25 protein-coding genes are annotated in these 25,602 nt (G+C 73.1%); 16 read left to right on the top strand and 9 right to left on the bottom strand.

Annotated features, from left to right (window positions below; translation table 11 throughout):
* Positions 1-61: 61 nt before the first annotated feature.
* The 4 genes from C1701_RS03480 to C1701_RS03465 are packed head-to-tail and all read right to left on the bottom strand — an operon-like array spanning position 62 to position 5,389.
* Positions 62-1,405: a lysine N(6)-hydroxylase/L-ornithine N(5)-oxygenase family protein gene (locus C1701_RS03480; RefSeq protein WP_035275292.1), complete on the bottom strand. Its 1,344-nt coding sequence runs from the start codon at positions 1,403-1,405 to the stop codon at positions 62-64.
* Positions 1,402-2,034 carry a GNAT family N-acetyltransferase gene (locus C1701_RS03475; protein ID WP_337662118.1) on the bottom strand — a complete coding sequence of 211 codons (633 nt, stop codon included), beginning with the start codon at positions 2,032-2,034 and terminating at the stop codon, positions 1,402-1,404. The genes C1701_RS03480 and C1701_RS03475 overlap by 4 nt, the downstream gene beginning before the upstream one ends.
* Positions 2,031-3,857 (bottom strand): IucA/IucC family protein, encoded by a 1,827-nt coding sequence (locus C1701_RS03470; RefSeq protein ID WP_030106330.1) that lies wholly within the window; start codon positions 3,855-3,857, stop codon positions 2,031-2,033. Before C1701_RS03470 ends, C1701_RS03475 begins: the two co-directional genes overlap by 4 nt.
* Positions 3,854-5,389 carry a pyridoxal phosphate-dependent decarboxylase family protein gene (locus tag C1701_RS03465; protein ID WP_030106329.1) on the bottom strand — a complete coding sequence of 512 codons (1,536 nt, stop codon included), beginning with the start codon at positions 5,387-5,389 and terminating at the stop codon, positions 3,854-3,856. Before C1701_RS03465 ends, C1701_RS03470 begins: the two co-directional genes overlap by 4 nt.
* A gap of 314 nt (positions 5,390-5,703) precedes the next feature.
* Between C1701_RS03465 and C1701_RS03460 the strand changes: the two genes are divergently transcribed.
* The 6 genes from C1701_RS03460 (at position 5,704) to C1701_RS03435 (ending at position 11,886) form a co-directional block, all read left to right on the top strand.
* Positions 5,704-6,111, top strand: coding sequence for a DUF948 domain-containing protein (locus tag C1701_RS03460; RefSeq protein ID WP_016696743.1), 408 nt, complete (start codon positions 5,704-5,706; stop codon positions 6,109-6,111).
* Positions 6,108-6,491, top strand: coding sequence for a hypothetical protein (locus tag C1701_RS27100; RefSeq protein WP_081715440.1), 384 nt, complete (start codon positions 6,108-6,110; stop codon positions 6,489-6,491). Before C1701_RS03460 ends, C1701_RS27100 begins: the two co-directional genes overlap by 4 nt.
* A gap of 94 nt (positions 6,492-6,585) precedes the next feature.
* Positions 6,586-9,261, top strand: a complete 2,676-nt coding sequence (alaS, locus tag C1701_RS03450; protein ID WP_103055536.1) for an alanine--tRNA ligase — start codon at positions 6,586-6,588, stop codon at positions 9,259-9,261.
* Positions 9,258-9,791: a Holliday junction resolvase RuvX gene (ruvX, locus tag C1701_RS03445; protein WP_016696739.1), complete on the top strand. Its 534-nt coding sequence runs from the start codon at positions 9,258-9,260 to the stop codon at positions 9,789-9,791. The genes alaS and ruvX overlap by 4 nt, the downstream gene beginning before the upstream one ends.
* On the top strand, positions 9,788-11,002 hold the full coding sequence (locus tag C1701_RS03440; protein ID WP_026418894.1) for an endolytic transglycosylase MltG: 1,215 nt from the start codon (positions 9,788-9,790) through the stop codon (positions 11,000-11,002). Before ruvX ends, C1701_RS03440 begins: the two co-directional genes overlap by 4 nt.
* Positions 10,996-11,886 carry a shikimate dehydrogenase gene (locus tag C1701_RS03435; RefSeq protein WP_103055535.1) on the top strand — a complete coding sequence of 297 codons (891 nt, stop codon included), beginning with the start codon at positions 10,996-10,998 and terminating at the stop codon, positions 11,884-11,886. The genes C1701_RS03440 and C1701_RS03435 overlap by 7 nt, the downstream gene beginning before the upstream one ends.
* A 32-nt stretch (positions 11,887-11,918) precedes the next feature.
* On the opposite strand, the gene C1701_RS03430 is transcribed toward C1701_RS03435, so the two are convergent.
* Positions 11,919-12,857 carry a LysR family transcriptional regulator gene (locus C1701_RS03430; RefSeq protein ID WP_026418892.1) on the bottom strand — a complete coding sequence of 313 codons (939 nt, stop codon included), beginning with the start codon at positions 12,855-12,857 and terminating at the stop codon, positions 11,919-11,921.
* Between the two features lie 78 nt (positions 12,858-12,935).
* Between C1701_RS03430 and C1701_RS03425 the strand changes: the two genes are divergently transcribed.
* The 3 genes from C1701_RS03425 to C1701_RS03415 are packed head-to-tail and all read left to right on the top strand — an operon-like array spanning position 12,936 to position 16,374.
* Positions 12,936-13,673, top strand: coding sequence for a succinate dehydrogenase cytochrome b subunit (locus tag C1701_RS03425; protein WP_308208842.1), 738 nt, complete (start codon positions 12,936-12,938; stop codon positions 13,671-13,673).
* Positions 13,674-13,681: 8 nt separating this feature from the next.
* Complete coding sequence (locus C1701_RS03420) at positions 13,682-15,616, top strand: fumarate reductase/succinate dehydrogenase flavoprotein subunit (RefSeq protein ID WP_030227748.1); 1,935 nt, start codon at positions 13,682-13,684, stop codon at positions 15,614-15,616.
* Positions 15,613-16,374 carry a succinate dehydrogenase/fumarate reductase iron-sulfur subunit gene (locus C1701_RS03415; protein WP_103055534.1) on the top strand — a complete coding sequence of 254 codons (762 nt, stop codon included), beginning with the start codon at positions 15,613-15,615 and terminating at the stop codon, positions 16,372-16,374. The genes C1701_RS03420 and C1701_RS03415 overlap by 4 nt, the downstream gene beginning before the upstream one ends.
* A 139-nt stretch (positions 16,375-16,513) precedes the next feature.
* Here the strand turns inward: C1701_RS03415 and C1701_RS03410 are convergent, their stop codons facing one another.
* The gene (locus C1701_RS03410; RefSeq protein WP_081715438.1) at positions 16,514-17,881 is read right to left on the bottom strand and encodes a PTS transporter subunit EIIC; all 1,368 of its coding nucleotides are present in this window, start codon (positions 17,879-17,881) and stop codon (positions 16,514-16,516) included.
* Positions 17,882-18,163: 282 nt separating this feature from the next.
* On the opposite strand from C1701_RS03410, the gene C1701_RS03405 reads away from it, so the two are divergent.
* From C1701_RS03405 to C1701_RS03385, 5 genes are all read left to right on the top strand, one after another.
* On the top strand, positions 18,164-18,400 hold the full coding sequence (locus C1701_RS03405; RefSeq protein ID WP_026418888.1) for a glucose PTS transporter subunit EIIB: 237 nt from the start codon (positions 18,164-18,166) through the stop codon (positions 18,398-18,400).
* Positions 18,397-18,852, top strand: coding sequence for a PTS sugar transporter subunit IIA (locus C1701_RS03400; RefSeq protein ID WP_103055533.1), 456 nt, complete (start codon positions 18,397-18,399; stop codon positions 18,850-18,852). Before C1701_RS03405 ends, C1701_RS03400 begins: the two co-directional genes overlap by 4 nt.
* A 56-nt stretch (positions 18,853-18,908) precedes the next feature.
* Entirely contained in the window at positions 18,909-19,550 is a 642-nt protein-coding gene (locus C1701_RS03395) for an A24 family peptidase (RefSeq protein ID WP_337662117.1), read from the top strand.
* Positions 19,551-19,613: 63 nt separating this feature from the next.
* Positions 19,614-20,798 (top strand): chorismate synthase, encoded by a 1,185-nt coding sequence (gene aroC / locus C1701_RS03390; RefSeq protein ID WP_030106318.1) that lies wholly within the window; start codon positions 19,614-19,616, stop codon positions 20,796-20,798.
* 1 nt (position 20,799) lies between these two features.
* Complete coding sequence (locus C1701_RS03385) at positions 20,800-21,321, top strand: shikimate kinase (protein ID WP_030106317.1); 522 nt, start codon at positions 20,800-20,802, stop codon at positions 21,319-21,321.
* 18 nt (positions 21,322-21,339) lie between these two features.
* Here C1701_RS03385 and C1701_RS03380 read toward each other — a convergent pair whose 3' ends face one another.
* Complete coding sequence (locus C1701_RS03380) at positions 21,340-22,284, bottom strand: peptidoglycan recognition protein family protein (RefSeq protein ID WP_103055532.1); 945 nt, start codon at positions 22,282-22,284, stop codon at positions 21,340-21,342.
* Positions 22,285-22,788: 504 nt separating this feature from the next.
* Here C1701_RS03380 and aroB point away from each other — a divergent pair.
* Both aroB and aroQ read left to right on the top strand, forming a co-directional pair.
* On the top strand, positions 22,789-23,898 hold the full coding sequence (gene aroB, locus C1701_RS03375; protein ID WP_103055531.1) for a 3-dehydroquinate synthase: 1,110 nt from the start codon (positions 22,789-22,791) through the stop codon (positions 23,896-23,898).
* Positions 23,895-24,335 (top strand): type II 3-dehydroquinate dehydratase, encoded by a 441-nt coding sequence (gene aroQ / locus C1701_RS03370; RefSeq protein ID WP_026418882.1) that lies wholly within the window; start codon positions 23,895-23,897, stop codon positions 24,333-24,335. Before aroB ends, aroQ begins: the two co-directional genes overlap by 4 nt.
* A gap of 62 nt (positions 24,336-24,397) precedes the next feature.
* On the opposite strand, the gene C1701_RS03365 is transcribed toward aroQ, so the two are convergent.
* Positions 24,398-24,769, bottom strand: coding sequence for a GntR family transcriptional regulator (locus tag C1701_RS03365; RefSeq protein ID WP_103055530.1), 372 nt, complete (start codon positions 24,767-24,769; stop codon positions 24,398-24,400).
* On the bottom strand, positions 24,766-25,593 hold the full coding sequence (locus C1701_RS03360) for a hypothetical protein (RefSeq protein WP_103055529.1): 828 nt from the start codon (positions 25,591-25,593) through the stop codon (positions 24,766-24,768). The genes C1701_RS03365 and C1701_RS03360 overlap by 4 nt, the downstream gene beginning before the upstream one ends.
* Positions 25,594-25,602 lie beyond the last annotated feature (9 nt).

Raw genomic sequence — 25,602 nt, 5'->3', positions numbered from 1 at the left:
TGCGGCCGGGGCGGGCCGGGCCGAGCCGGCGGTGGTCCCCTCCGTCGTGCGTCGTGCCACCTCAGGCACCTCCGTCGAGCGTCGGTGGGGCGAAACGGGTGAACGCGGTGTCGCGGGGCGGGGGGTAGCACTCCCGGCCGGTGACGGCGTTGAGGATGGTCGCGTTGCGCACCGCACCGATGCCCAGGTCGGGCGCGGCCACCCCGTGGCTGTGCAGGTCGGCGTTGGAGACGAACACCCGCCCGGTGACGTGGGGGGCGAGCTCGACGGAGTGGTCGAGCCGCACCACCGGCCGGTCCGCGTGGTCGGTGCGGATCGCCGGCGTCAGCGGGTCGAGGAGGCTCGGGGGGCGGTGCCGGTAGCCCGTCGCCGCGACGACCAGGTCCGTCCGGTGCCGGAACTCCCGGCCGGTGTCGGCGTGGTGGCAGGTCAGGACGACACCCCCGGACGGGTCCTCCTCGGCTCCGAGCACGGCGACGCCGGCACGGAGTTCCACGTCGGCGGATCCCGGGCGCAGCTGCCGCCGGTAGAGCGCGTCGTGCAGCTCCTCCAGGGTGGATTCCGAGATGCCCTTGTAGTGCCGCCACTGCTCGGCGACGAGGGTGTCCCGCACCGCGCCGTCCAGGCCGTGGAAGTAGCGGACGTAGTCGGGTGTGGTCATCTCGAGCACGAGCTTGCTGTAGTCGAGCGGGGCGAACACGGGTGTCCTGGTCAGCCAGCTCACCGCCGGGGCCTCGGTTGCCCTGCGCAGCAGGTCGAGCGTGACCTCCGCTCCGGACTGCCCGGAGCCCACCACGGTGACCCTGCCCGCCTGGTCGACGGCGGTGGCGCGGCGCAGGTAGTCCCCGCTGTGCACCAGGCGTTCGGCGGGGAGTCCGGCGAGTGCCGGGGGGATCGAGGGTTCGGTGCCGATCCCGAGGACCAGGTCCCGGGCCAGCACCGTGGTGGTGGTTCCCGAGGTGTCCCGGACGTCGACGGCGAAGCGGCCGGAACGGCCGTCCCAGGTCACGGTCTCCACCCGGTGCCCGAACCGGACGGCAGGTAACCGGTCCGCGGCCCAGCGGAGGTAGTCCTGGTACTCCAGCCTGGTCGGGTGGAAGCGTTCCCGCACGTAGAAGCGGTACAGCCGGCCCCGGTCCCGGAGGTAGTGGAGGAAGGACAACGGGTGCCCGGGGTCGACGAGGGTCACCAGGTCCGCGAGGAAGCTGACCTGGAGCAGCGCGTCGTCGAACATCAGCCCCGGGTGCCAGCTGAGTTCGTCGTGCTCCTCGCAGACGACCAGGTCGAGGTCGTGCACCGTGGACGCGAGGGCGGCGAGTCCGAGGTTGAACGGACCACACCCCACCGCCAGCAGGTCGGTGCTGGCCGGCAGCGGAGCGGTGGACCGGGGTGGGGACGTGCTCACGTGGGGAGGTCTCCTTCGGAACGGGGACGCACCATGAGGGCGGCGAGTTTGTCGGGCAGCGTGATCTCACCGAGGTGGCGGAACCCGGCGGCCAGGAAGCACCGGACCGATCCGACGTTCGCGACGGCCGGTTCGGCCACCACCCGGCGGCAGGCCGGTTCCTCCGCCAGCACCGCGGTGGCGAGTGCGACGAGCAGCTCGCGGCCGAGGCCCTGGCCGAGCTGGGCGCGGTCCCCGATCGCCAGGTGGACCCCGACGTCATGGGGAAGGAACGGGTAGTGGGCGGCCAGGCGGTTGCGGCACACCCGGTAGATCTCCAGGTACGCCAGGGGGACGCCGTCCCGGAGGGCCAGGACCGGCCGCGAGTGGGCACCGGCGAGTTGGTCGTCGATCTCCTGTTCCCAGCGGTGACGGGTCCAGGCCTGCGCCCAGAACGCGGCGACGTGCGGCGTGCGCATCCACTGGTAGACGAGGTCGAGGTCCTCGGCGGCGCGGGCACCGGAGCCGGGGGACGCCATCGCCCGCAGTCGCCAGCGCCCGGCGAGCTCCGGGACCGGGGGAGCCGGCACCTCGGTGCGGTCCGGGACGGAGGTGTCGGAGGGGGCCGGGCTGGTGGGAGGACTGCTCACGGGGTGGCTCCTGTCAGCGGGTTGGGGGCCGGCAGGTACACCGACTGGGCGTCCAGTGGGGCGAGGACCTCGTCGATGCCGTGGAGCCGGGTCAGCAGGTTGGCCTTGCAGGGGAGGGTGACGGTGTCCAGCCAGCGCCGGGCCAGCCGGTCGCCGTCCGGCCCGGCGGCGGCCAGGTCGGGCAGCGCGGCGCGCAGCCGGTCGGCGAGCAGGACCAGGCCCGTCTCCTCGGGGAGCAGCCCTTCCTCCCCGAGGCAGCCGACGACGGCCAGCGCCTGGTTGCGGAGGAGGTAGTAGGACAGGCGGTCGTCGACGAGGCGGTCGTCGACGACGGCGAGGGTGGACTCCTCGCTCCCGGTGCGGGCCAGCACCGAGGGCAGCCGGGACGCCGCCAGGTAGTAACCCTGGTTGTCGCGGAAGGCCCCGCCCACGACGTCCCCGGCGCCGTCGAGGCGGACGAGGGTGTTCTGCTGGTGCGCCTCCAACCCGATACCGGTCGCGGCGTAGAGGTGCAGCATGGGCACGAGCACCCGGTCGGTGTAGTCGACCACCCAGCGCCGGGCCGCGGCCGGGCCGCGACCGGCGAGCAGCCCGCCGAGCAGGCTGGGCCCGCAACCCGGTCGGGGAGCCACCAGACCGGCCAGGCAGCGGTGTTCGGCGATGTCCTCCGGGGACTCGCGCACGGCGACGTCGAGGCCGGTGACCTCCGGGCCTCCCGGTCGGCCTGGGTCGTCGATGGCCAGCCAGCCCGGGTCCCGGATGATCCGGAAGCGCGGGTGGGCTCGCTCGGTGGCCTCGCCGTGGCCGGCGTCGAGCAGTCGGTGGACCTCCAGTCCCCGCCGGAGTTCCGTGCGGGTCGACTCGCGTCGTGAGTTGGTCAGCCGCAGCCCGAGCGAGAGTTTCAGCATGACGGGGGAGCCGGGCTGGTAGAGGGTCCGCACGCTCGACGTGGGCCACCACGGCCGGCCGGCGGCGCCGAGCGGCACGAGGCGGCCCGCCCGCACCATCGCCTCCAGCCGTGGCCGGCGCACCGCGACGGCGGCCTGCCACGGGTGGGCGGGGACGAGCACCCGGCCGGGGGGCGTGTCCAGGCCGGAGATCTCGGCGAGCAGCGCGGCGGTGTCGCGGCCGCCGAGCGCGGGCGAGCCGGTGACCGCGTCCTGGGAGACGAGGTCGGCGTCGACGGCGAACCAGTGGAGCTGGAACGAGCCCCGCAGTTCCGGCGAGTACCGCGCCGCCTCCTCCTCGGCCAGTCCGTCCCTGCTCTTGGCCGCCGGGTGGTGCAGGTGCCCCAGCACCAGGGACTGCTCGGCCGCCAGGAAGCCGTCCCGCTCGTCGGTCGGGCGCTCCCGGTGGTGGCGGATGAACCCCCGGACGCGGATGACCGAGTCGGCCGTCCGCGCCACGAGGTCGGCCACCTCGCCGGGGTCGACGCCGCCCCTGGCCGGGTCCCGGCCGGCCTCCCCCCGGGCGGCCTCGTCGGCGAGCAGGGCCGCGACGACGACCGGGTCGGCCTCGCCGGCGTCCTCCCCTGAGGTCCCGGTGAGGCGGACCGGCCCGAAGCGGTGCCATTCGGTGGGTGAGCGGCGCAGCACCGGGGCGCGCAGCACGAGGCCGCCGCGCCGGAGCGGCACGGTCAACTCCCCGGTGGCCGGTACGGCGATCGCCTTCTCCCGCACCCAGCAGCGCAGCAGGGCCTCCAGGTGGGCGTGCGCGGCCGCGACGCCCGGGTCCGGGTCGCACAGCGGGTCGGGGCCGGGAGGTTCCGATGGCCGGGGGGCGTGATCGTCGGCGACGGCCGTGCCGGCGGGCTGTTCGGTCATGCGTAGCGCTCCTTCCAGGCGGCCTCGGCCCGTTCTCCGGCGTCGAGCACGGCGGCGAGGATCGCGTCGAGGTCCTCGGTGGCAGCGGCCGGGTTGATCAGGGTGAGTTTGAGGCTGGTGAGCGGTGCGGTCTCGGCCCCGTGCAGCGTGACGGCGCTCCGCCCGACCAGTGCCCGCGCGTCCCGCAGCAGGTCGCGGCGCAGCGCGGCGTTGACGGCGTCGGCGTCGACGCCGGGAGTGGGCAGGTAGCGGAAGAGGAGGGTGCTGATCGTCGGCTCGGCCAGCAGTTCGAGACGGGGTTCGGCGGCCACCAGGCCCCGGGCGTGGTTGGCGAGGTCGTGGCAGTGGTCGACCATCGCGCCGAGTCGGGCCCGGCCGTAGGCGAGCAGGGAGGTGGCAATCTTCACCGCGTCGGGTCGCCGGGTGGTCTGGAGGGTGTGGCCCAGCAGGCCGCCGAACCCCTCGGCGGCGTCGTCGGAGGGGTTGAGGTAGGCGACCTCCCGGGACAGCGGCGCGAAGGAGGCGCCGTCGGCGACGAGCAGGACGCTGGCCGGGGCGGGCTGCCAGCCCAGCTTGTGCAGGTCGCCGGTGATGGAGTCGGCGCCGGTGATGCCCGCCAGCAGGGGGGAGAGCCGTTCGGAGAAGAGGGTGCCGAAGCCGTGGGCGGCGTCGACGTGCAGCCAGAGGTCGTGGTCGGCGGCGATCTCGGCGAGTTCGGGCAGCGGGTCGACGCTCCCGAAGTCCGTGGTGCCGGCGGTGGCGACGACGGCGACCGGGGTCCGCCGGCCGGGGAGGTCGCGGAGTTCGCGCACGAGCGCCTCGGGTCGCATCCGCCGGTGGCGGTCGACCGGGACCGGGTGCACCGCGGCCTCACCGAGGCCGAGTGCCGCGCAGGCGCGGTGCAGGGAGAAGTGGGCGAGCTCGGAGCAGAACACGACCGGGCCGGGGAGGGCCGCGAGCCCGTCCTGCCGGGTGTTGATCCCCAGACGGGCCGCGGCGGTGTCCCTGGCGAGCAGGAGGCCGAGCAGGTTGGACAGGGATCCGCCCGGGGTGAGCACCCCGTCGGAGGCGGGGCCGAGGCCGGCGAGCCCGGCGAGGGTGCGCACCACCCAGCGCTCCACGGCCACCCCGGACGGGCCGGAGTCGTAGGTGTCGACGGAGGGGTTGGCCAGGGACACCAGGGCGTCGGCGGCGGCCGCGATCGGCAGGCTCGGTGCCTGGAGATGGGCGGCGGTCCTGGGGTGGCGGAGGTCCACCCCGAACCCGGACAGCGCGATCGCGAGCCGGCGCAGGGCGGCGGCCTCGCCGATGCCGCGTCCGGGCAGCTGGGGCGGACCGAGCAGCCGGTCGACGGTGTCGAGCACTTCGGCCGGATCACCGGCCGGCAGCGGTCGGCCGGGTGGGATGGCGTCCTCGCGGACGGCGGTGAGGTGGGTGAGGAGCTCCGCCACGGGATCGGACCGCGTCCAGGGTTCCGGGCTCGGTGGTGGGGCCGGGACGGTCAGCAGGGACGCTCTGGCGACCTGGGGCACGGAACCTCCGGCGGGTGATCAGGGCGTTCAGGTAACCGAACGGCCACCGTACGTGTTGTTAGGTTAGGCTAACCACAACATCAACATTGTCAAGAACTGAGTCGCGGCTCACGTTCAGCCAGCGCTCGTGCTGATCTTGGTCGGGCGGGGGACTCCTGGCCGCCGCCGAGGCGGGACGGGGTACCCTGACCGCTGATCCCGTGAGATTCGCCGTCCGTCCCCGTGGACGAGCGCGGTGGAGTGTGGCGCCTTCTCACCCGACGGGCGTTCGGCGCCCGTTGTCGAACATTTCTCGTATTTCCCAGGAGGCATGTGTGTCGGCAGGCCAGATCGCCGCTCTCGTGGCTGCCGGCGCGTTCGTGCTGCTGGTGTTGCTGCTGGCCATCCCGCTGGTCAAGCTGGGGCGGACGCTGGACGAGGCGACCATCGCCATCCGCAAGGCGCACGAACAGTCCGAACCCCTGTTCACCGAGGCCAACACCACGTTGACCCACGTCAACACCCAGTTGGAGCGAGTGGACGGCATCACCTCGAACGCGCGTACCGTGTCGGGCAACGTCTCCGCGCTGAGTTCCCTGTTCACCGCGACCCTCGGTGGGCCGCTGGTCAAGGTGGCGGCTCTGTCCTACGGCGTGAGCAAGGCGGTTCGTCGGCGCGGGAAGAAGAAGGCCGGGGAGGACCGCCCGTCCCGTCGGTCCGGCCGCCGGGGAGGGCGTCGATGAGCAGGATGTTCTGGTTCGGTGTCGGAATCGCCGCCGGCGTGGCGCTGAGCAGGCGGGCGACCGCCGCCGCGCGGCAGGCCACCCCGGCCGGGGTGGCCGCCAACCTCGGCGAGGCGATCAGCGAGCTGGCGAGCGCGGTCGGTGCCTTCGGCGCGGAGGTCCGCGCCGGCATGAACGAGCGGGAGCGTGAGCTGGCCGACGTCGTCGAGCGGCGCACCGGGCTCCCCACCGCCCGCCGGGTCGACTTCGAGTACTCGGCGCGCACCGAGCGGTTCCGCCCGGTCGCCGGCGAACTCGCTCCGGCGGACGCGGCCAGGCCGGTCCGTGCCCGGTCCGTGGACCGGTCGGGGCGCGGACGAGCGCGTCGGGCGGAGAGCTGAGACCGGGCGGCCACCGCCGCCCGTCCTCCTCCGCCGCCCCCGACCGTCCCGACCACCGGCGCCCGCGGCGCCGCACCACGCGAGGAACCCGATCGTGCAGACCCACGAGATCCGCAAGCGTTTCCTGGACCACTTCGAGCGCGCCGGCCACACCGTCGTCCCCAGCGCCTCGCTGATCCTCGACGACCCGACCCTGCTGTTCGTCAACGCCGGCATGGTGCCGTTCAAGCCCTACTTCCTCGGTGAGGCCACCGCCCCCTACCCGAGGGCGACCAGCATCCAGAAGTGCGTGCGCACCGGGGACATCGACGAGGTCGGCAAGACCAGCCGGCACAACACCTTCTTCCAGATGGCCGGCAACTTCTCCTTCGGCGACTACTTCAAGGAGGGGGCCATCGAGCACGCCTGGAACCTGGTCACGGGTTCCGAGGCCGACGGTGGCTACGGCCTGGACCCGAACCGCATCTGGGTGACCGTCTACCACGACGACGACGAGGCCGCCGGCCTGTGGAAGCGGATCGCCGGGTTGCCGGAGGAGCGCGTCCAGCGGCGGGGGATGCAGGACAACTTCTGGTCGATGGGCGTGCCGGGACCCTGCGGCCCCAGCTCCGAGATCTACTACGACCGGGGCCCCGCCCACGGCCCCGACGGCGGCCCGGTGGTCGACGAGGACCGGTTCGTCGAGATCTGGAACCTGGTGTTCATGCAGGACATCCGAGGCGAGGGGCCGGGCAAGGAGGGCTACCCGATCCTGGGCACCCTGCCAGCCAAGAACATCGACACCGGACTCGGTGTCGAGCGGCTGGCCGCGCTGCTCCAGGGCGTGGACAACGTCTACGAGACCGACCTGGTCCGCCCGGTGATCGAGCGGGCCGAGGCGCTGACCGGGCGCCGCTACGGGGCCAACCCGGTCGACGACGTCCGGTTCCGGGTGATCGCCGACCACGCCCGTTCCGGCGTCATGCTGATCGCCGACGGCGTCACCCCCGGCAACGAGGCCCGGGGGTACGTGCTGCGGCGCCTGCTCCGCCGCATCGTGCGCTCCGCCCGCCTGCTCGGCGTGACCGACCCGGTGCTCGGCGACTTCAGCGCCGTCGTCCGGGACGCCATGTCCCCGGCCTACCCCGAACTGACCACCGACTACGCCCGCATCGAGTCGATCATGCGCGCCGAGGAGAACACCTTCCTCACCACGCTGGCCAGCGGGTCGAGGATCTTCGACATCGCGGCCGGGGAGACCAGGGCAGCCGGTGGCACGACCTTCGCCGGTGACAAGGCCTTCCAGCTGCACGACACCTACGGTTTCCCCATCGACCTCACGATGGAGATGGCGGCGGAGGCCGGGCTCACCGTCGACGAGGACGGCTTCCGCAAGCTGATGGCCGAGCAGCGCGCCCGCGCCAAGGCGGACGCCGCCGCCCGCAAGACCGGTCACGGCGACCGCTCGGTGTACCGGGAGCTGCTGGACCGGGGTGCGACCGAGTTCACCGGGTACGAGGAGCTGGAGAGCGAGGCCACCGTCCTGGGCGTGCTCAGCGAGGGCGTCCGCACCGGCCGCGCCGTCGAGGGCGACATCGTCGAGCTGGTCCTGGACCGCACCCCGCTCTACGCCGAGTCCGGCGGGCAGGAGAGCGACGCCGGGACGGTCGTGGCCGACGGCCTCGAGCTGGAGGTCGTGGACGTCCAGAAGGTCGCGCGCAAGCTGTGGGTGCACCAGGTCCGCGTCCGACGCGGCGAACTTGTGGAGGGCCAGCAGGTGCTGGCCAAGGTCGACCCGGAGTGGCGGGTCGGGGCGCGGCAGGGCCACTCCGGCACGCACGTGGTGCACGCCGCGCTGCGCGAGGTGCTCGGCCCGTCCGCCTTGCAGAGCGGCTCCTACAACAAGCCGGGGTACCTGCGGCTCGACTTCGCCTGGCCCGGGGGCCTCTCCCCGGAGACCCGCAGCGAGATCGAGGAGGTCTCCAACCTGGCGGTGCGCAGCGACTTCCCGGTGCACGTGCTCTACACCTCGATGCCCGAGGCGCAGCGGCTCGGCGCGCTGGCGCTGTTCGGGGAGACCTACGACGAGACCGTGCGCGTCATCGAGATCGGCGGTGAGTGGTCCCGCGAGCTGTGCGGTGGCACCCACGTGGAGCGCTCGGCGCAGATCGGCCCGGTCGCCCTGCTCGGCGAGTCCTCCGTCGGCTCGGGCACCCGGCGGATCGAGGCCTACGTCGGGATCGAGGCCTTCCGCTTCATGGCCAGGGAACGCGCCCTCGTGCAGAACGTGGCCGGCATGTTGAAGATCCCGAGCAAGGACGTGCCCGCCCGGGTCGAGAACCTGGTCGAGCGGCTGCGGGCCGCCGAGAAGGAGCTGGAGAAGCTGCGCGCGGCGGCCCTGCTGTCCTCGGCGGGGGAGTGGGCGGCCGCCGCCGAGGACGTCCACGGCGTCCGCCTGGTGGCCAGGGAGGTCAGCGGTGCCTCGGGTGGCGACCTGCGGAACCTGGCCACCGAGGTGCGCAACCGGCTGGGGGCCGGGCCGGGCGTCGTCGCCCTCTTCTCCGGGGACCAGGCCGCCGGCAAGGCCAACTTCGTGGTGGCGACCACCAGCGGTGCCCGCGAGCTCGGCGTGGCCGCCGGCAAGCTGGTCCCCTCCTTCGCCGAGCACATCGGCGGTCGGGGCGGCGGCAAGCCCGACATGGCCCAGGGCGGCGGCGGGCGTCCCGCCGGGATCCCGGACGCGATCGTCGCGCTGCGGGTCGGGCTGGCCGGTGCGGTGGCCGATCGGTGAGCCGCCGGGAGCGGGGCAAGCGGTGGCGGCCGGGTGACCCGGACCGCCCGGGGCACGCCGACGCCGGACCGGGGCGCCGCCTCGGGGTCGACGTCGGCTCCGTCCGGGTGGGCCTCGCGCTCAGCGACCCCGGACCGGTGCTGGCCACCCCGCTCACCACGCTGGCCCGCGACGAGGCGGCGGACCGGGACATCGACCAGCTCGGCGCGCTCGTCGCGGAACACGGGGTGGTGGAGGTGGTCGTCGGACTGCCCAGGACCCTGGCCGGTGACCACGGCGCCTCCGCCGACTACGCCAGGCGCTACGCCGCGAAGATCGCCGAGCGAGTGACACCGGTTCCGGTGAAACTGGCCGATGAGCGGCTCACCACCGTCAGCGCGACCCGCATGTTGTCCGATCTAGGGGTCCGAGGGCGGCGTCAGCGGCAGGTCATCGACCAGGCCGCTGCCACGGAGATTCTGCAGGGCTGGCTGGACGCGCGTGCGGCGGCACTCCGGCCCCAACCGGATACCTGTGAGGAGAACTCGTGAGCGATGACCTGGGCTTGTTCGAGGACGAGGCCGAGGAGGACCGCGCGAGTGACGCCCGAGGGGGCGGCGCGGGCAAGCGGCGGAACAGGAAGTCGGTGGTCACCCTCGCCGTGGCGGTCCTGCTGCTCGGCGTGGTCGGCGTGGGGGCCTACTACGGGGTGCGGGAGCTGTCCGGCATCGGGGGGTACGAGGACTTCGAGGGCGAGGGCAGCGGCAGCGTCATCGTCGAGGTGCCGGAGGGCGCGAACCTGAGCCAGATCGGCCAGGCGATGGTCGACGAGGGCGTGGTCGCCAGCGTCCGCGCCTTCACGGTCGCCGCCGAGCAGGACGCCCGGGCCCGGGGCGTCCAGCCGGGCTTCTACGAACTGCGCTCGGAGATGTCGGGCGAGGCGGCCGTGTCGATGCTGCTCGACGGCGGCTCTCTCGGCCAGGTCGAGATCCGGGGCGGCAAGCTGCTGCACGACGTCGACCTGCCCAACGGCGACGTCGACCCGGGCATCATCTCGCTGCTCGCCCAGGCGAGCTGCCACGAGGCCGACGGGGCCGAGTCCTGCGTCTCCACCGAGGAGCTGTGGGACGTCGCCACCAACGCCGACCTGGCCGAGTTGGGCGTGCCGGAGTGGGCGGTCGGCCCGGCGTCGGCCGCGCCCGCGCCGGAACGGCGGTTGGAGGGCCTGATCCTGCGCGGCATGTACACGGTGCGGCCGGGTTGGGACGCCCAGGAGATCCTGACCCACGTCATCAGCAGGTCCGCGCAGTCGATGCAGGCGATCGGCATGCCGGAGCTGACCAACGAGACCGGCTTCACCCCCTACGAGGTGCTCATCATCGGCTCCCTCAACGAGAAGGAAGCCGTCGAGCGCGACTTCGCGAAGGTCGCCCGCGTCACCTACAACCGGCTCCAGGCCGACCAGCAGAAGCTGGAGTACGACTCGACGGTCAACTACTGGAACAACAAGTCCGCGATCAGGACGCGGCCGGAGGAACGCGCCGACACCTCCAACCCGTACAACACCTACCAGCACCTCGGGCTGCCGCCCACGCCGGTCTCCGCGCCCAGCGTGGAGGCCCTCCAGGCCGCCGCCCAGCCCGAGGAGGGCGACTGGATGTACTTCGTGAAGTGCGAGACGGACGGCACCACCTGCTTCAACTACACCTTGGACGAGCACCAGGCGGACGTGCAGCGGGCACAGGAGGCAGGGGTGTGGTGACGGCTCGTGACGCGGCGCGTCACGCCGCCGTGCTCGGTTCCCCGGTCGAGCACTCGCTCTCCCCGGTGTTGCACGAGGCCGGTTACGCGGCCCTCGGCCTGGAGGGGTGGAGCTACCGGCGCATCGAGTGCGACGAGGTCCGGTTGCCGGGCCTGGTGCGCGGGCTCGGCCCGGAATGGGCGGGCCTGTCGGTGACCATGCCCGGCAAGAAGGCCGCCGTCCGGTTCGCCGACGAGGTCACCGACACCGCCCGGGCCGTCGGGGCCGCCAACACCCTCGTCCCGCTCACCCTGGGCGGCGACGGTCCTCGCCGGTGGCGGGCGGACTGCACCGACGTCGCCGGGGTGACCGGGGCGCTGCGGGCCGTCGGATACCGGCCAGCCGGTGGCCCGGGGCTCGTCCTCGGCGCGGGTGGTACCGCGAACGCGGTGGTGGCGGCGATGGCGGAGTTCGGGCTGTCCGGGGTGACGCTGGTGGTGCGGGACGCCGCGCGCGCCGAGGAGACGGTGGCCTGCGCGGGCCGGGTCGGGCTCGACGTGGAGGTCGTCACCTTCGACCGCGTGTCCCTGCGCGCGCTGGCCGCCGAGGCGGACCTGGTGGTCTCGACGGTGCCGGCCGGGGCCGCCGACCGCCACGCCGAGGACCTCGTCGTGGCGCGGTGGCTCTTCGACGTCGTCTACGCCCCGTGGCCCACCCCCGTGGGCACGGCCGTCGCCGGCGCGGGTGGGCGGCTGGTCACCGGACTGGACATGCTGCTGCACCAGGCCTTCGGGCAGTTCGAGCAGTTCACCGGCCGGGTCGCGCCGAGGGAGGCGATGCGGGACGCCCTGCGGGCCGCCACCGGGAACACCCTGCCGCTCCCGCTGGCCCCCGGGGACGTCTGAGACCCAGGCCGGCACCGACGCGGCCCGGGATGTCAGTCGACCGCGCCGTCGAGAACCCGAACCCCCGGCCCGAGCAGCCCGTCGGCGGCGGTGTCGGCGAGCACCGCCAACAGGGTGTCCCGCAGGGCACGGGCGGCGTGCGTCGGCGCCGTGTCACCCCGGTGCGCCAGCGCCACCGTCCGTGACAGCCCGGGGGCGGCCAGCGGCGTCCTGCGCAGCCCGGGGCGGTCGGCCAGCACCATGCTCGGCACGATCGCGACGCCGAGCCCGACCTGGACGAAGCGGAGGACCGCGTCCAGCTCGCCGCCCTCGACCACCATGCGCGGTTCGAGGCCGGCCGCGCGGAACGCGGCGAGCGTGACGGTGCGCAGGTCGTAGCCGGGCCGGAACATGATCATGGGGTGGTCGGCCAACGCCCGGACGTCCAGCGGGTGCCTCGGCAGCGGGTTGGCCTCCGACGAGGCGACCACCAGCTCCTCCCGCAGCAGCTCCGTGGTGGACAGGGCGGGGTCGGTACCGCCGGGGGGAGTGATGATGAGGGCCAGGTCGAGCCGGCCCTGGGTCAGCTCCCGGATCAGGTCCTGCGAGCCGCCCTCCTCCACCACCAGCCTGATCCCGGGGAAGCTCTGGTGGAAGCGCCGCAGCACCGGGGCCAGCACGGTGAGGCACAGGCTCGGGGTCGCGCCGATCTGGACCCGCCCCCGGCGCAGTCCCACCAGTTCGCCCACCTCCCGGCGGGCCGTGTCCACGTCGGCGGTGATGCGGGTGGCGAGCGGGAGCAGCGCCTCCCCGGCCGGGGTGAGGGTGATGTTCCCCCGCGACCGGCGGAACAGGGCCGCGCCCAACTCGCCCTCCAGCGCGCGGATCTGCTTGCTCAACGAGGGCTGCGCGACGTGGCACTGGTCCGCCGCCCGGGTGAAATGGCGGGTCTCGGCGACCGCGAGGAAGTAGACGAGCTGCTGGAGGGTCACGATGTATAGCGTATGGCTACTAACAGCAGAATCTCCATATATTGGACGACTCGTGGTGTCTGGTCCTACCGTCGCTCCGTGACCCTCACCAGTGGTAAGGCAGCGACGCCTGGCCGCGCCGCCCGGAGCCCGCGCCGATCCGGTCCGCTCCGCCGGCTCTGGGCCTCCAGCGTGGGCAAGAAGGCGGTGATGGCCGTCACCGGCTTCATCCTCTTCTTCTACGTCGTGGCGCACATGGTCGGCAACCTGAAGATCTTCTTCGGGGAGACGGCCTTCGACTCCTACGCCCGCTGGCTGCGCGCGATGGGGTCGGCCGTCCTCGGCGAGAGCGGAGTGCTGTGGACCATCCGGATCGTCCTGCTGGTCAGCGTGCTCCTGCACATGACGGCGGCCATCCAGCTCGCGAGGAGGGCGCGGGCGGCCAGACCGTCCGGCTACCGCCACCGCCCCCCGGTCCAGGGCGGCTACGCCGCGCGCACCATGCGGTGGGGCGGGGTCATCATCGCCCTCTTCGTCATCTACCACGTCCTCGACCTCACCGTCGGCTGGCTCAACCCGCACGGCGTGCCGGAGGAACCGTTCCTCAACGTCACCTCGGGTTTCCAGCAGTGGTGGGTCGTACTCATCTACACGGTCGCGATCCTGGCCCTCGGACTCCACGTCCGGCACGGCGTCTGGAGCGCGTTGCGGAGCCTGGGCACGGTGCGGGCCAGCCACGGCCCGCTCGCCAGGACCGTCGCCCTGGTGGTGGCCGTCGCGTTGACCGCCGGCTACCTGTCCGTCCCGTACGCCGTCCTGTTCGGCCTGGTGGAGTGAGGTTTCCCGTGCGATACGACGAAGGCGAACCGCTGGTGGACCGCGCGGCGCCGGACGGCCCCCTCGAGACCCGGTGGGAACGGGCCCGCTTCGGCACCCGACTGGTGAACCCGGCCAACCGCAGGCGGCTGCGGGTCATCGTGGTCGGCACCGGGCTGGCGGGGGCCTCGGCCGCCGCCACCCTGGGCGAGCTCGGCTACCGGGTGACGTCCTTCTGCTACCAGGACAGCCCCCGGCGCGCGCACAGCATCGCCGCCCAGGGCGGGATCAACGCGGCCAAGAACTACCGCAACGACGGGGACAGCGTGTACCGGCTGTTCTACGACACCGTCAAGGGCGGGGACTTCCGGGCCAGGGAGTCCAACGTGTACCGGCTCGCCGAGATCAGCACCGCCATCATCGACCAGTGCGTCGCCCAGGGGGTGCCCTTCGCCCGCGAGTACGGGGGGCTGCTGGACACGCGGTCCTTCGGCGGGGCGCAGGTCTCCCGCACCTTCTACGCGCGGGGGCAGACCGGGCAGCAGCTGCTGCTGGGCGCCTACCAGGCGCTGTCCCGCCAGATCGCGGCCGGCACCGTCACCATGCACCCGCGCACCGAGATGCTCGACCTCGTCGTGGTGGACGGCCGGGCCAGGGGAGTCGTCATCCGCGACCTGGTGACCGGGGAGGTGAGCACGCACACCGCCGACGCCGTCGTGCTGGCGACCGGCGGGTACGGCAACGTGTTCCACCTGTCGACCAACGCGAAGGGGTGCAACGCCACCGCGATCTGGCGGGCGCACCGGCGGGGGGCACTGTTCGCCAACCCCTGCTACACCCAGATCCACCCGACGTGCATCCCCGTCAGCGGCGACCACCAGTCCAAGCTGACCCTGATGAGCGAGTCACTGCGCAACGACGGCCGGGTGTGGGTGCCGGTGGACCCCGACGAACGGCGGGCTCCCGGTGACATCCCCGCCGAGGACCGCGACTACTACCTGGAGCGGACCTACCCCAGCTTCGGCAACCTCGTGCCCCGGGACATCGCCTCCCGGGCGGCGAAGAAGGTGTGCGACGACGGACGCGGCGTCGGACCGGGCGGCCTCGGGGTCTACCTCGACTTCGCCGACGCGATCGACCGGCTCGGCCGGGAGGCCGTGGAGACCCGCTACGGCAACCTGTTCGAGATGTACCAGCGCATCACCGGCGAGGACCCCTACCAGGTCCCGATGCGCATCTACCCGGCCGTGCACTACACGATGGGCGGCCTCTGGGTGGACTACGACCTCCAGTCGACCATCCCCGGCCTCTTCGTCATCGGTGAGGCGAACTTCTCCGACCACGGGGCGAACCGGCTCGGTGCGAGCGCGCTGATGCAGGGGCTGGCCGACGGGTACTTCGTACTGCCCAACACCATCGCCGGCTACCTCGCCGACGGACCGTTCCCCGAGGTCACCGACGCGCACCCCGACCTCGTGGCCGCGCGTTCCGACGTGGAGGAACGGGTGCGGCGGCTGTTGTCGGTCGAGGGTGACCGCACCGTCGACTCCTTCCACCGCGAGCTGGGGAGCCTGCTCTGGGACCACTGCGGGATGGAACGCACCGAGGAGGGGCTGCGGCACGCCCTGGAGCGGATCCCCGAGCTCCGCGCCGAGTTCTGGCGCCGGGTGCGGGTACCAGGGTCGGGGGAGGGCCTGAACCAGTCGTTGGAGCGGGCCGGCCGCGTCGCCGACTTCCTGGAGCTCGCCGAGCTCCTGTGCCTGGACGCCCTGCACCGCACCGAGTCCTGCGGCGGCCACTTCCGGGCCGAGAGCCAGACCCCCGACGGTGAGGCCCTGCGCCGCGACGACGAGTTCGCCTACGTCGCGGCCTGGGAGTACACGGGAACCGGCACGCCCCCGCTCCTGCGCCGGGAGTCCCTGACCTTCGAGCACGTCGAACCGACCCAGCGGAGTTACCAGTGAGATTCACCGTGCGTGTGTGGCGCCAGACCGGGTCGGAGGACGCCGGCCGGCTGGTGGAGTACGACGTCGACGACGTCAGCCCCGACATGTCGTTCCTGGAGATGCTCGACGTGCTCAACGAGCGGTTGACGCTGCGGGGCGAGGAACCGGTGGCCTTCGACCACGACTGCCGTGAGGGCATCTGCGGCATGTGCGGGCTGACCATCAACGGGGTGGCGCACGGCCCTCGGCGGGCCACGACCACCTGCCAGCTGCACATGAGGGAGTTCACCGACGGCGACACCATCGTGGTGGAACCGTGGCGGGCCGCGCCGTTCCCCGTGGTGCGGGACCTGGTGGTCGACCGGGGCGCGCTCGACGAGGTGGTCCGGGCCGGCGGGTACGTGAGCGTGTCCACCGGCAGCGCGCCGGAGGCGCACGCGACGCCCGTCGCGCGGGCCGACGCGGACAAGGCCTTCGAGTCGGCCGCCTGCATCGGCTGCGGTGCCTGCGTGGCGGCCTGCCCCAACGGGTCGGCGATGCTGTTCACCGCCGCCAAGGTCACCCACCTCGGCCGGCTGCCACAGGGAGCGCCGGAGCGGGACACCCGCGCGCTGGACATGCTCGCCGCGCACGACGAGGCGGGTTTCGGCGGCTGCACCAACATTGGCGAGTGCACCGCGGTCTGCCCCAAGGGGATTCCCCTGGCCGACATCGCCCAGTTCAACCAGGACGTGTTGCGAGCGTCCCTGCGCGGTGCGGGCGGTCGGCCGGCCTGACCGGTCGTCCGGTGCCGCTCGGGCGCCGGCGTGGGCCCGCGGCGCGGTGGTGGGACACGCGGTGCGGTGGATGCGGGCGGCCCGCCGACCTCGACGGTCGGCGGGCCGTTCCGCGTGACCCGTTGGCGCGGTGTACGGGTCAGTCCGTGGCGGGGGAGCGGCCGGTCTCGCCCTTCGCGGGCGTCGTGGTGGACGGCGCGCTCGCCCCGTCGCCGCCGGCCACCCCCTCGGCGAGTGGCGTGGGCCGCTCGCCCTCGTCGGGCGGGGACGCCGCCGCGCCCTCCGGTTCCTCGTCCCGCTCCCGTCCTGGCGTCGCGAGGTTCCACCGTGTGATGACCCAGCGGAAGACCAGGTAGTACACGACGGCGAACGCCAGCCCGATCGGGATGATCAGCCAGGGCCTGGTGGCGATGCCCCAGTTCAGCACGTAGTCGATCGCCCCGGCGGAGAACCCGAAGCCGTGGTGCACACCGAGCGCGTTGGTGACGGCCATCGACAGCCCGGTGAGGAGGGCGTGCACCACCAGCAGCGGCCAGGCGACGAAGACGAAGGCGTACTCCAGTGGCTCGGTGACGCCGGTGAGGAAGGAGGCGAGCGCGGCCGAGAGCATCAGACCGCCCACCAGCTTGCGCTGGGAGGCCCGCGCGGTGTGGTAGATCGCCAGCGCCGCCGCCGGCAGGGCGAACATGAAGATCGGGAAGAAGCCGGACATGAACGTCCCGGCGGTCGGGTCGCCGGCGAAGAACCTGTTCAGGTCGCCGGAGGTGCCCTCGTGGTCACCGAAGATGAACCACACGAAGGAGTTGCCGATGTGGTGCAGGCCGAACGGGAGCAGGAACCGGTTCAGCACACCGTAGGCGCCCGCACCCACCACCGTGGACCCGGCGACCGCCTCGCCCACCCAGGTCAGACCCGCGTTGAACCCGGTGAAGATCAGCGCCATCAGCACGCCGACCAGCACCATGGTGAAGGCCGTGATGATGGGTACGAACCGGCGGCCGCCGAAGAAGGCCAGGTAGGTCGGCAGCTTGATGCGGTGGAAGCGTTGCCAGAGCCCGGCCGCGATCAGCCCGGAGACGATGCCGCCGAGCACGCCGTACGGCCCGTTGTTGAAACTCTTGCCGTCGGTGAGCTCGGGGTCCAGCAGGGCCCAGAGCACGTTGTGCAGGACCAGGTAGCCCACGACGGCCGAGAGCGCGGTGGAGCCGTCCGACTTCTTCGCGAAGCCGATGGCTACCCCCAGCGCGAACAGCAGGGGCAGGTAGTCGAACAGCGAGTTCCCGGCCGCCCCCATGACAGCCGCCACCCGGTCGAAGAACTCCCCGGGTATCGCGGCGACCAGTTCACCCTGGCCCTGCCCCGAGCCGTCCTGGTAACCCAGCCGCGCCAGCAGTGCCGCCGCCGGCAGCACCGCGATCGGCAGCATCAGGCTGCGCCCCAGCCGCTGGGCGACCCCGAACGCCTTCGTTCGGAAGTCAGCGGTCCTGGTGTCGGACGTGGTGCTCATCCCCTACCTCCCACGGTCCCTACCTTCCACACGGTCGTCACTGACCTTGCGCCGAGCCTTGACCCTCGCGGGGCACCCGGCCACCGACTCACCCGTGTGAGTGAGGGTTGTCCGCCCGCGCCAGCTTGCTACCGTCTGGTCCAGACCACTCGGTGGAGTGAGAATCCTCTCACCGTGATCGGGTGTCAACCATCAAAGTGATCGGTCCGTTACGGGTCGTCATGGCGTTCACGCGGCACGCGTGATCTCCTGACGGCAGGCACTGGCACGAGGAGGCAACAGGTGTCCCAGGACAAGGCGAGCGCGATCCTCACGGCGATCGGCGGCGCGGACAACGTGGTGGAGATCGAACCCTGCATCACCCGGTTGCGGTGCGAGGTGCGGGACGCGGCCCTGATCGACGAGCCCGCGTTGCGCGCGCTCGGCGTGCACGGCGTGCTCCGCGCTGGTGGCGCGGTGCAGATCGTCGTCGGCCCGGACGCCGACACCATCGCCAGCGACATCGAGGACCTGCTGTGACCCTCCAGGTGGCCGCCCCCCTCGCCGGGGAGGTCGTGCCGCTCTCCGCCGTCCCGGACCCGGTCTTCGCCGGAGCGATGGTGGGCCCGGGGGTGGCCATCGAGCCCCACCCCGAGTCCACCGAGGTGCGCGCCCCGATCGGCGGCACCGTCGCCACCCTGCACCCCCACGCCTTCGTCATCGCCGGTGACGACGGCCTGGGCGTGTTGGTGCACCTCGGGATCGACACGGTGAAACTCCGAGGTGAGGGCTTCACCCTGCGCGTCGTCAAGGGGGAGAAGGTGCGAGCCGGTCAGCCGATCGTCGAGTGGGAACCGGACGCGGTCCGGGAGGCCGGTTACTCCTCGACCTGCCCGGTGATCGCGTTGGACGCGACGGCGGAGGACCTGTCCGACCTCGTCGTGCCCCGCACCGTCGAGATCGGTGCGGCCCTGTTCACCTGGAATCGCTGAGGAATCACCCCTCCGTGGGATAGCCCCGGGGCGCCGGGACCGGCGAGGCTGCGCCGGTGCTCCTCGCCGTCCACCTCGCGCTGGGGGCGGCCCTGGGCGGGGGAGCCGCCACCCTCGGCCGGCGGCTCCTCCGGCGGCCACCCCGGGGGATCCGGGTGCCAGCGCCGTGGTGCGAGCTCGCGCTCGCCGCGTTGTGGGCGGCGGCCCTGCTCCGGTCGGCCACTGGCGACCTGCCCTGGTGGTGGTTGCCCGTCCCACTCGCCCTCGGCTGGCTCGCCGTGCTCCTCGCCGCCACCGACCTCACCGACCGGCGGCTGCCCGACGCGCTGACCCTGCCCGCGGTGCCCGCCGCCCTGGTCGTCGTCTGGTTCGCCGGTGCCCTCGCCCCGGATCCCGACATGCTCGCCCGCGCGGCGCTGGGGGGAATCCTGCTCACCGGTCTCTACCTGGTGGCGCACCGGTGGGCGCCGGAGGCCCTGGGCCTTGGCGACGTCAAGCTCGCCGCCAGCACCGGCACCGTGCTGGCTGCGGTGTCCTGGCCGGCGTTGCTGCTCGGGGCGCTCGGCGCGGTGCTGGTGACCGGGCTGGCGGGGGCGCTGGCCCTGCTCGTCGGGTGCGGCCCGCGAGCCACCCTGCCGCACGGGCTGCCGATGCTCGGGTGCGCGTGGCTGGTGACGGCCTGGCCGGTGTTCGGTTGAGCCCGTACCGCCCACCCGCCGCCCGGAGGGGGTGAGCGAGGCCGGACATGGCAGGATCGGCGCGTGTTGCGCTGGATGACCGCTGGTGAGTCGCATGGTCCCGCTCTGGTCGGGGTGCTCGAGGGCATGGTGGCGGGGGTGGGCGTCACCACCACCGACCTCAACGAGCAGCTCGCCCGACGTCGGCTCGGCTTCGGCCGCAGTCCGAGGATGTCCTTCGAGGCCGACGACATCGAGATCATCGGCGGGGTGCGGCACGGTCTGACCCAGGGCGGCCCGGTCGCGGTGCGCATCGGCAACACCGAGTGGCCGAAGTGGGAACAGGTGATGTCCCCCGACCCGGTCGACGAGGACGTGTTGGCCGGGCTCGCCCGCAACAAGCCGCTGACCCGGCCCCGCCCCGGTCACGCCGACCTGGCCGGGATGCAGAAGTACGGCTTCGACGAGGCCCGTCCCGTCCTGGAACGGGCGAGCGCACGGGAGACCGCCGCCAGGACCGTGCTCGGCACGGTGTGCCGGCAGTTCCTCCGCCAGGCGCTGGGCGTCGAGATCGTCAGCCACGTGCTGTCCATCGGCCCCGCCGAGTCCACCAGCGATCTGCTGCCCGGCCCGGAGGACCTCGCCGCCATCGACGAGAACCCGGTGCGTTGCTTCGACGCCGACGCGACCGAGGCGATGATGGCCGAGGTGGAGGCCGCGAAGAAGGACGGGGACACCCTCGGTGGCGTCATCGAGGTCATCGCCTACGGCCTGCCGGCCGGTCTCGGGTCCCATGTGCACGCCGACCGGCGGCTCGACGCCAGGCTCGCCGGCGCGTTGATGGGGATCCAGGCGATGAAGGGCGTGGAGATCGGTGACGGCTTCGCCACGGCCCGCCGCCGGGGCAGCCAGGCCCACGACGAGATCGACCCGGTGCCCACCGGGACCGGCGTGCGTCGCCGCAGCAACCGGGCCGGCGGCGTCGAGGGGGGCATCAGCAACGGGGAACCGCTGCGGGCGAGGGTGGCGATGAAACCCATCTCCTCGGTCCCCCGGCCCCTGGCCACCCTGGACGTGACCACGGGCGAGCCGGCGCAGGCGATCCACCAACGGTCGGACATCTGCGCGGTGCCGAGGGCGGGTGTCGTCGCCGAGTCGATGGTGGCGCTGGTGTTGGCCGACGCGGCGCTCGAGAAGTTCGGCGGCGACTCGCTGGCCGAGACGACCCGCAACGCGCGCGCCTACCTCGCCGAACTGGAGCGTGGCTGAGATGACCGGCGTCCAACCCGTCCTGGTGGTCGTCGGCCCTCCCGGCGCGGGGAAGACCACCGTCGGTCGACTCGCCGCCGAGCGGCTGGGGGTGCCCTTCCGTGATGTCGACGAGGACATCGTCGCGGCCACCGGCAAGGCCATCGGCGACATCTTCACCGAGGACGGCGAACCCGCCTTCCGGAAGTTGGAGGAGGAGGCCGTCCGCCGGGCCCTCGTCGAGCACGACGGGGTGCTGGCGCTCGGCGGCGGTGCGGTGCTCGCTCCCGGCACGAGGGCGCTGCTCGCCGACCACCGCGTCGTGTTCCTCAACGTCGGCCTCGCCGAGGGAGCCCGGCGCACCGGGCTGTCCACCGCCCGCCCGCTGCTGGCCGGTCTGAACCCCCGGGCCACCTTCCGCGCGCTGCTGGAAGCGCGGCTGCCGCTGTACCGGGAGGTCGCCACCATCGAGATCAGCACGGACGGGATCGAGCCGACGCGGGTCGTCGACCTCGTCGTGGCGGAGCTGACGGGCACCGGCTGAGGAGCCAGTCCACTCCGGTTACTCGGCCAGTCTCCTGGCGAGCGCTTCGACGATCGCGTTGGCCTGGTCCTCGTTGTCCTGGCCGAGCGCGTCGGTGACGGCCGAGGTGATCAGCGGTGCGAGGGCGTTCGCGATGGCCTCCGGGGTGGCCGGCTCGGTCTGCTGGCCGTCCAACAGGCTGGCCACCGACCGCACCACGCCGTTGATGATGCGCTGTTCCGCGTAACCGATGGCGGTCCGCGCCTTCTCGGTGGTGTTCACCACGGGGTTGCTCACCGTCGAGTCGAGACCGGCGTTGGCGATCGCGCCGCTCAGCCTTTTGACGATGCGGTCCTCCATGTACCGGAGGGTCACCGACGCCGGTTCGGTGGTTCCGGTGACGGGATTGGTCCAGGTCTGCGACCAGTTCACGGTGTCTCCTTCGAGAATGCGGGCTACCGAGTCCCGGAAACCGGGAATGTCCCCTGGCCAGTGCGCGGGGTCGATCTTCCGCGTCGGCGCCCATTCCTTGTGGGCGACGACCCGGTCGGCGCCCATCCGCAGGTGCGCCAGCAGCGCGGCCACCCCGCGGGGGTAGGAGTCCAGCTGGGCCTCGGTCCAGTCGTTCCTGGTGCCCACGCTCTCCGCCTCGATCCCCAACAGGTGCTGGTTGCCCGCGTTGGCGGCGACATCGCGCCAGGGACCACCCGCGCCCGCGTGGTAGGCGAGTCCGGCGGCGATGACGAACCAGGTGCCGTCGCGGGCGAGGCCCAGGTTGGCCAGCGGACCGGCCAGGGAGCCGGTGCCGTCGCGCACCACCCCGAGCGAGGGGAAGTTGCCGGTCGCGGCGCCGGCGGTGTGGTGCAGCATGACGCCTCTGATCGCGCTGAGCTGCCCGTGTCCTCGGCTGGTCCAGCCGCCCTCCTCGTGCACCCGCAGTCCCTGGGCGCGCAGGGCGTCGGCCAGCCAGGTCGCGTACGCCATCGGATCACCTCGAGTCGGGGACGGGGGCTGGACGGACGTGGCACGTCGTGGCCCTGAGGCAGCGCTGGCGCGCCCGATCGCCCTGATTGGTGGGACCCGTGCGGAAATGCGGGAACGGCGGCGACGCCCTCCCCCGTCCGGTTGGTTGTCGGTGTCGACGTTCCCGGTTGACCGGCTGCGGATGGTTGCCGTTGTCAGTCTGCCAAAAATCGATCACGGTGTCCTCTCCCTTTCAGGTCAATTTCCTCCCCTTTCCTCTGACTCTGTGCAGCGGCTGTCCGAAAATGACGTACGGGTTGCGATGAACGCGCGAATTGTTGTCCCCCGATGGGCGGTATCCGCCCGGTCGGGAGACCGAGTCTGGTCCGCCGTGCGGGTGCCGGCAGGGGCCCGGGCGGCGCGGGGCCGGCCGGCGGGCGCCCCGCACCGGGTGAAATGCTGGTTCGGGAGAGACGGGTGGCGCGCACGGGGGCCCGGCCGCGCCCCGGACCACGAGGGAGCGTGATGACGGAACCGGTACGGGTGCGGGTGGCCACGGCCGCCCCCTACGACGTGGTGATCGGTCGTGGACTGTTGGGTGAGCTGGTCGAGGCCGTGCGCGACGCGCCCGTCGCGGCGATCGTGCACCAGCCGAGCCTGGCCGCGACCGCCGAGGCCGTTCGGGAGGACCTCGTCGCCGCTGGCGTCGACGCGCACCGGGTGGAGACCCCCGACGCCGAGGACGGCAAGAGCCTCGCGGTGGCGGGGTTCTGCTGGGACGTGCTCGGCAGGATCGGCCTGCCCCGGGACGGCGTGGTCGTGAGCCTGGGTGGCGGCGCGGCGACCGACCTCGCCGGGTTCGTCGCCGCGACCTGGATGCGGGGCGTTCGTGTCGTGCACGTGCCGACCACGCTGCTCGGCATGGTGGACGCCGCCGTGGGCGGCAAGACGGGCATCAACACCGACGCGGGCAAGAACCTGGTGGGCGCGATCCACGAACCCGGTGAGGTGCTGGTCGACCTGACCACGCTGGACAGCCTGCCGAGGAACGAGCTGTTGGCGGGCATGGCCGAGGTGGTCAAGGCCGGCTTCATCGCCGATCCCGAGATCCTGCGCCTCATCGAGGCGGACCCGGCCGCCGCCACCGACCCCCAGGGGGACGTGCTCGGTGAGCTGGTGCGCCGGTCGGTCCAGGTGAAGGCCGACGTGGTCGCCGCCGACCTCCGGGAGTCCCACCACCGGGAGGTCCTGAACTACGGGCACACCCTCGGCCACGCCATCGAGCGCCGTGAGCGCTACCGCTGGCGGCACGGCGCCGCCGTCAGCGTCGGCCTGGTCTTCGCCGCCGAACTGGCCAGGCTCGCCGGCCGGCTGGACGACGAGACAGTGGAGCGGCACCGGTCGGTGCTCACCGCGCTGGGCCTGCCCATCTCCTACGACCCGGACGCCTTCCCCCAGTTGCTGGAGTCGATGCGGGGCGACAAGAAGGCCCGGTCGCGGGTGCTGCGCTTCGTGGTGCTCGACGGCCTGGCCCGTCCCGGTCGGCTGGAGGGGCCGGACCCGACGTTGCTGGCCGCCGCCTACGCCGAGATCAGCGGTGGCGGCAGGAAGAAGAGCGGGGGGATCCTGCTGTGAGGGTCCTCGTGCTCAACGGCCCCAACCTCGGCAGGCTGGGACGCCGCGAACCCGCCGTGTACGGCAGCACCACCCATGCCGAGCTGGTCGAGCGGTGTCGCGGCCGTGGCGCCGAGCGCGGGCTGGAGGTGGAGGTCCGGCAGACAGACCACGAGGGCGAACTCCTCGGTTGGCTGCACGAGGCCGCCGACGCGGGGACGCCGGTGGTGCTCAACGCGGGGGCGTGGACGCACACCTCCGTCGCGGTCCGCGACGCCTGTGCCCAGCTCACGGCGCCCCTGATCGAGCTGCACATCTCCAACACGCACCGCAGGGAGTCGTTCCGGCACCACAGCTACCTCTCGGCGGTCGCCACCGGGGTGATCGCCGGCCTCGGCGTGCGCGGGTACCTGCTCGCCCTGGACTGGTTGGCCGAGGAGCTCACCGCCGGCGCGTAGCCGGCCACGGCCCTCGACCGAGGGCGGGTGCCCGGGGCTCGGGCACCCGCCGCCCGGCGTTCTCAGTGCCGGTCCAGTTCCTCGTCGAGCACGGCGCGCACCCGGTCGGGGGGAACGCCCCACCGCCGGGCGGCGGCGACCAGGTCCCGCGCCGCCGCCCGCACCAGCTCCTCGCGTTCCTCCTCGCCGAGCTGGGGGCGGTCGAGGACGACGGTGCCCCTCCCGACCCGGCTGGACAGGTAGCCCGCCCCCTCCAGTTCGCGGTAGGCGCGGGCCACGGTCCCGGTCGCGATCCCCAGGTCCTGGGCCAGTTGCCGGATGCTCGGCAGGCGCGAACCGGCGGGCAGCGCGCCGGTGTCGATCACCGTGGCGAGCTGTGCCCTGACCTGTTCGTACGGGGGAACCGGCGCCTTCGGGTCGATCTCGAGGATCACGCCGCCGTCCTGCCCCGCACCGGCGGTGCCTCGCGGCCGTGTAGCCAGCAGGCCAGCGCGAGCCCGGCCAGCGCGGTGCCCGTCGCGAGCAGCGTCCACCCGGCCCAGGGTGGGAGCGCCGCCGCCGGCGGCATCGCCGCGCCCGCCAGCAGGCACAGCAGGGCTCCGGCGGTCGCGGTGAGGCGCTGCGCGTCGTGGGACCGGATCGACTCCCCCACGGCGCGGTCCTCGTCCTCGCCGTCGAGAGCGGGGCTTTCCAGCAGCCGGCGTCGGGCGAGCAGGCTGGCCAGGCCCACGGTCATGGTGAGGCAGGCGATCGCGAACGAGGCCCAGGGTGAGTACCCCTCGGGCGTCGGCAGCGCCACGGCGAGGACGAGGAACACCGCCGTGCAGCTCAGGGCGATCACGGGCACGGCCCGAACCCACGAGCTGACGTAGTGCTCCGCCAGGCGGGGGGCCAGCAGGGCGGCCCGGGGCTGGTCGTCGGGTGGGCGTCGGGCGAGGCGCCGCTGCCGCAGCGCGCTGGCCAGCACGATCCCGCCGAGGGAGCCCGCCAGCCCCAACAGGACGGCCCGGGTGCCCGGCGCCTGGGTCAGGGGAGCGGTCAGCCAGCCCAGGCCACCGCCGACCAGTGCGTACCTACGGCTCCGACCGAGGGCGCTGACCAGCGCGGGGGCCTCCGCCGCCGTCGCGGGCAGGTTGTGCCACGCGGCGAACGTGCGCAGGGAGCGGCGGGCGATGGGCTGGGTGGCGGCGACGAAGGTCCACAGCGGCACCAGCAGGGTGAGGCCCAGCAGGAGCGCGATCGAGTTGGCGTCGGGCACGGTGTTCCT

Origin of the sequence: Actinoalloteichus sp. AHMU CJ021, assembly GCF_002895405.1 — a bacterium.
In the GTDB taxonomy this organism is placed as follows: domain Bacteria; phylum Actinomycetota; class Actinomycetes; order Mycobacteriales; family Pseudonocardiaceae; genus Actinoalloteichus_B; species Actinoalloteichus_B caeruleus.
This window is presented reverse-complemented; position numbering and strand designations above follow the sequence as displayed.

Coding starts and splice junctions, on each gene's coding strand:
- C1701_RS03385 (WP_030106317.1), top strand. CDS start 20,800: ATGACCGGCGTCCAACCCGTCCTGGTGGTCGTCGGCCCTCCCGGCGCG.
- C1701_RS27100 (WP_081715440.1), top strand. CDS start 6,108: ATGAGCAGGATGTTCTGGTTCGGTGTCGGAATCGCCGCCGGCGTGGCG.
- C1701_RS03410 (WP_081715438.1), bottom strand. CDS start 17,881: ATGAGCACCACGTCCGACACCAGGACCGCTGACTTCCGAACGAAGGCG.
- C1701_RS03470 (WP_030106330.1), bottom strand. CDS start 3,857: ATGACCGAACAGCCCGCCGGCACGGCCGTCGCCGACGATCACGCCCCC.
- C1701_RS03380 (WP_103055532.1), bottom strand. CDS start 22,284: ATGGCGTACGCGACCTGGCTGGCCGACGCCCTGCGCGCCCAGGGACTG.
- aroB (WP_103055531.1), top strand. CDS start 22,789: ATGACGGAACCGGTACGGGTGCGGGTGGCCACGGCCGCCCCCTACGAC.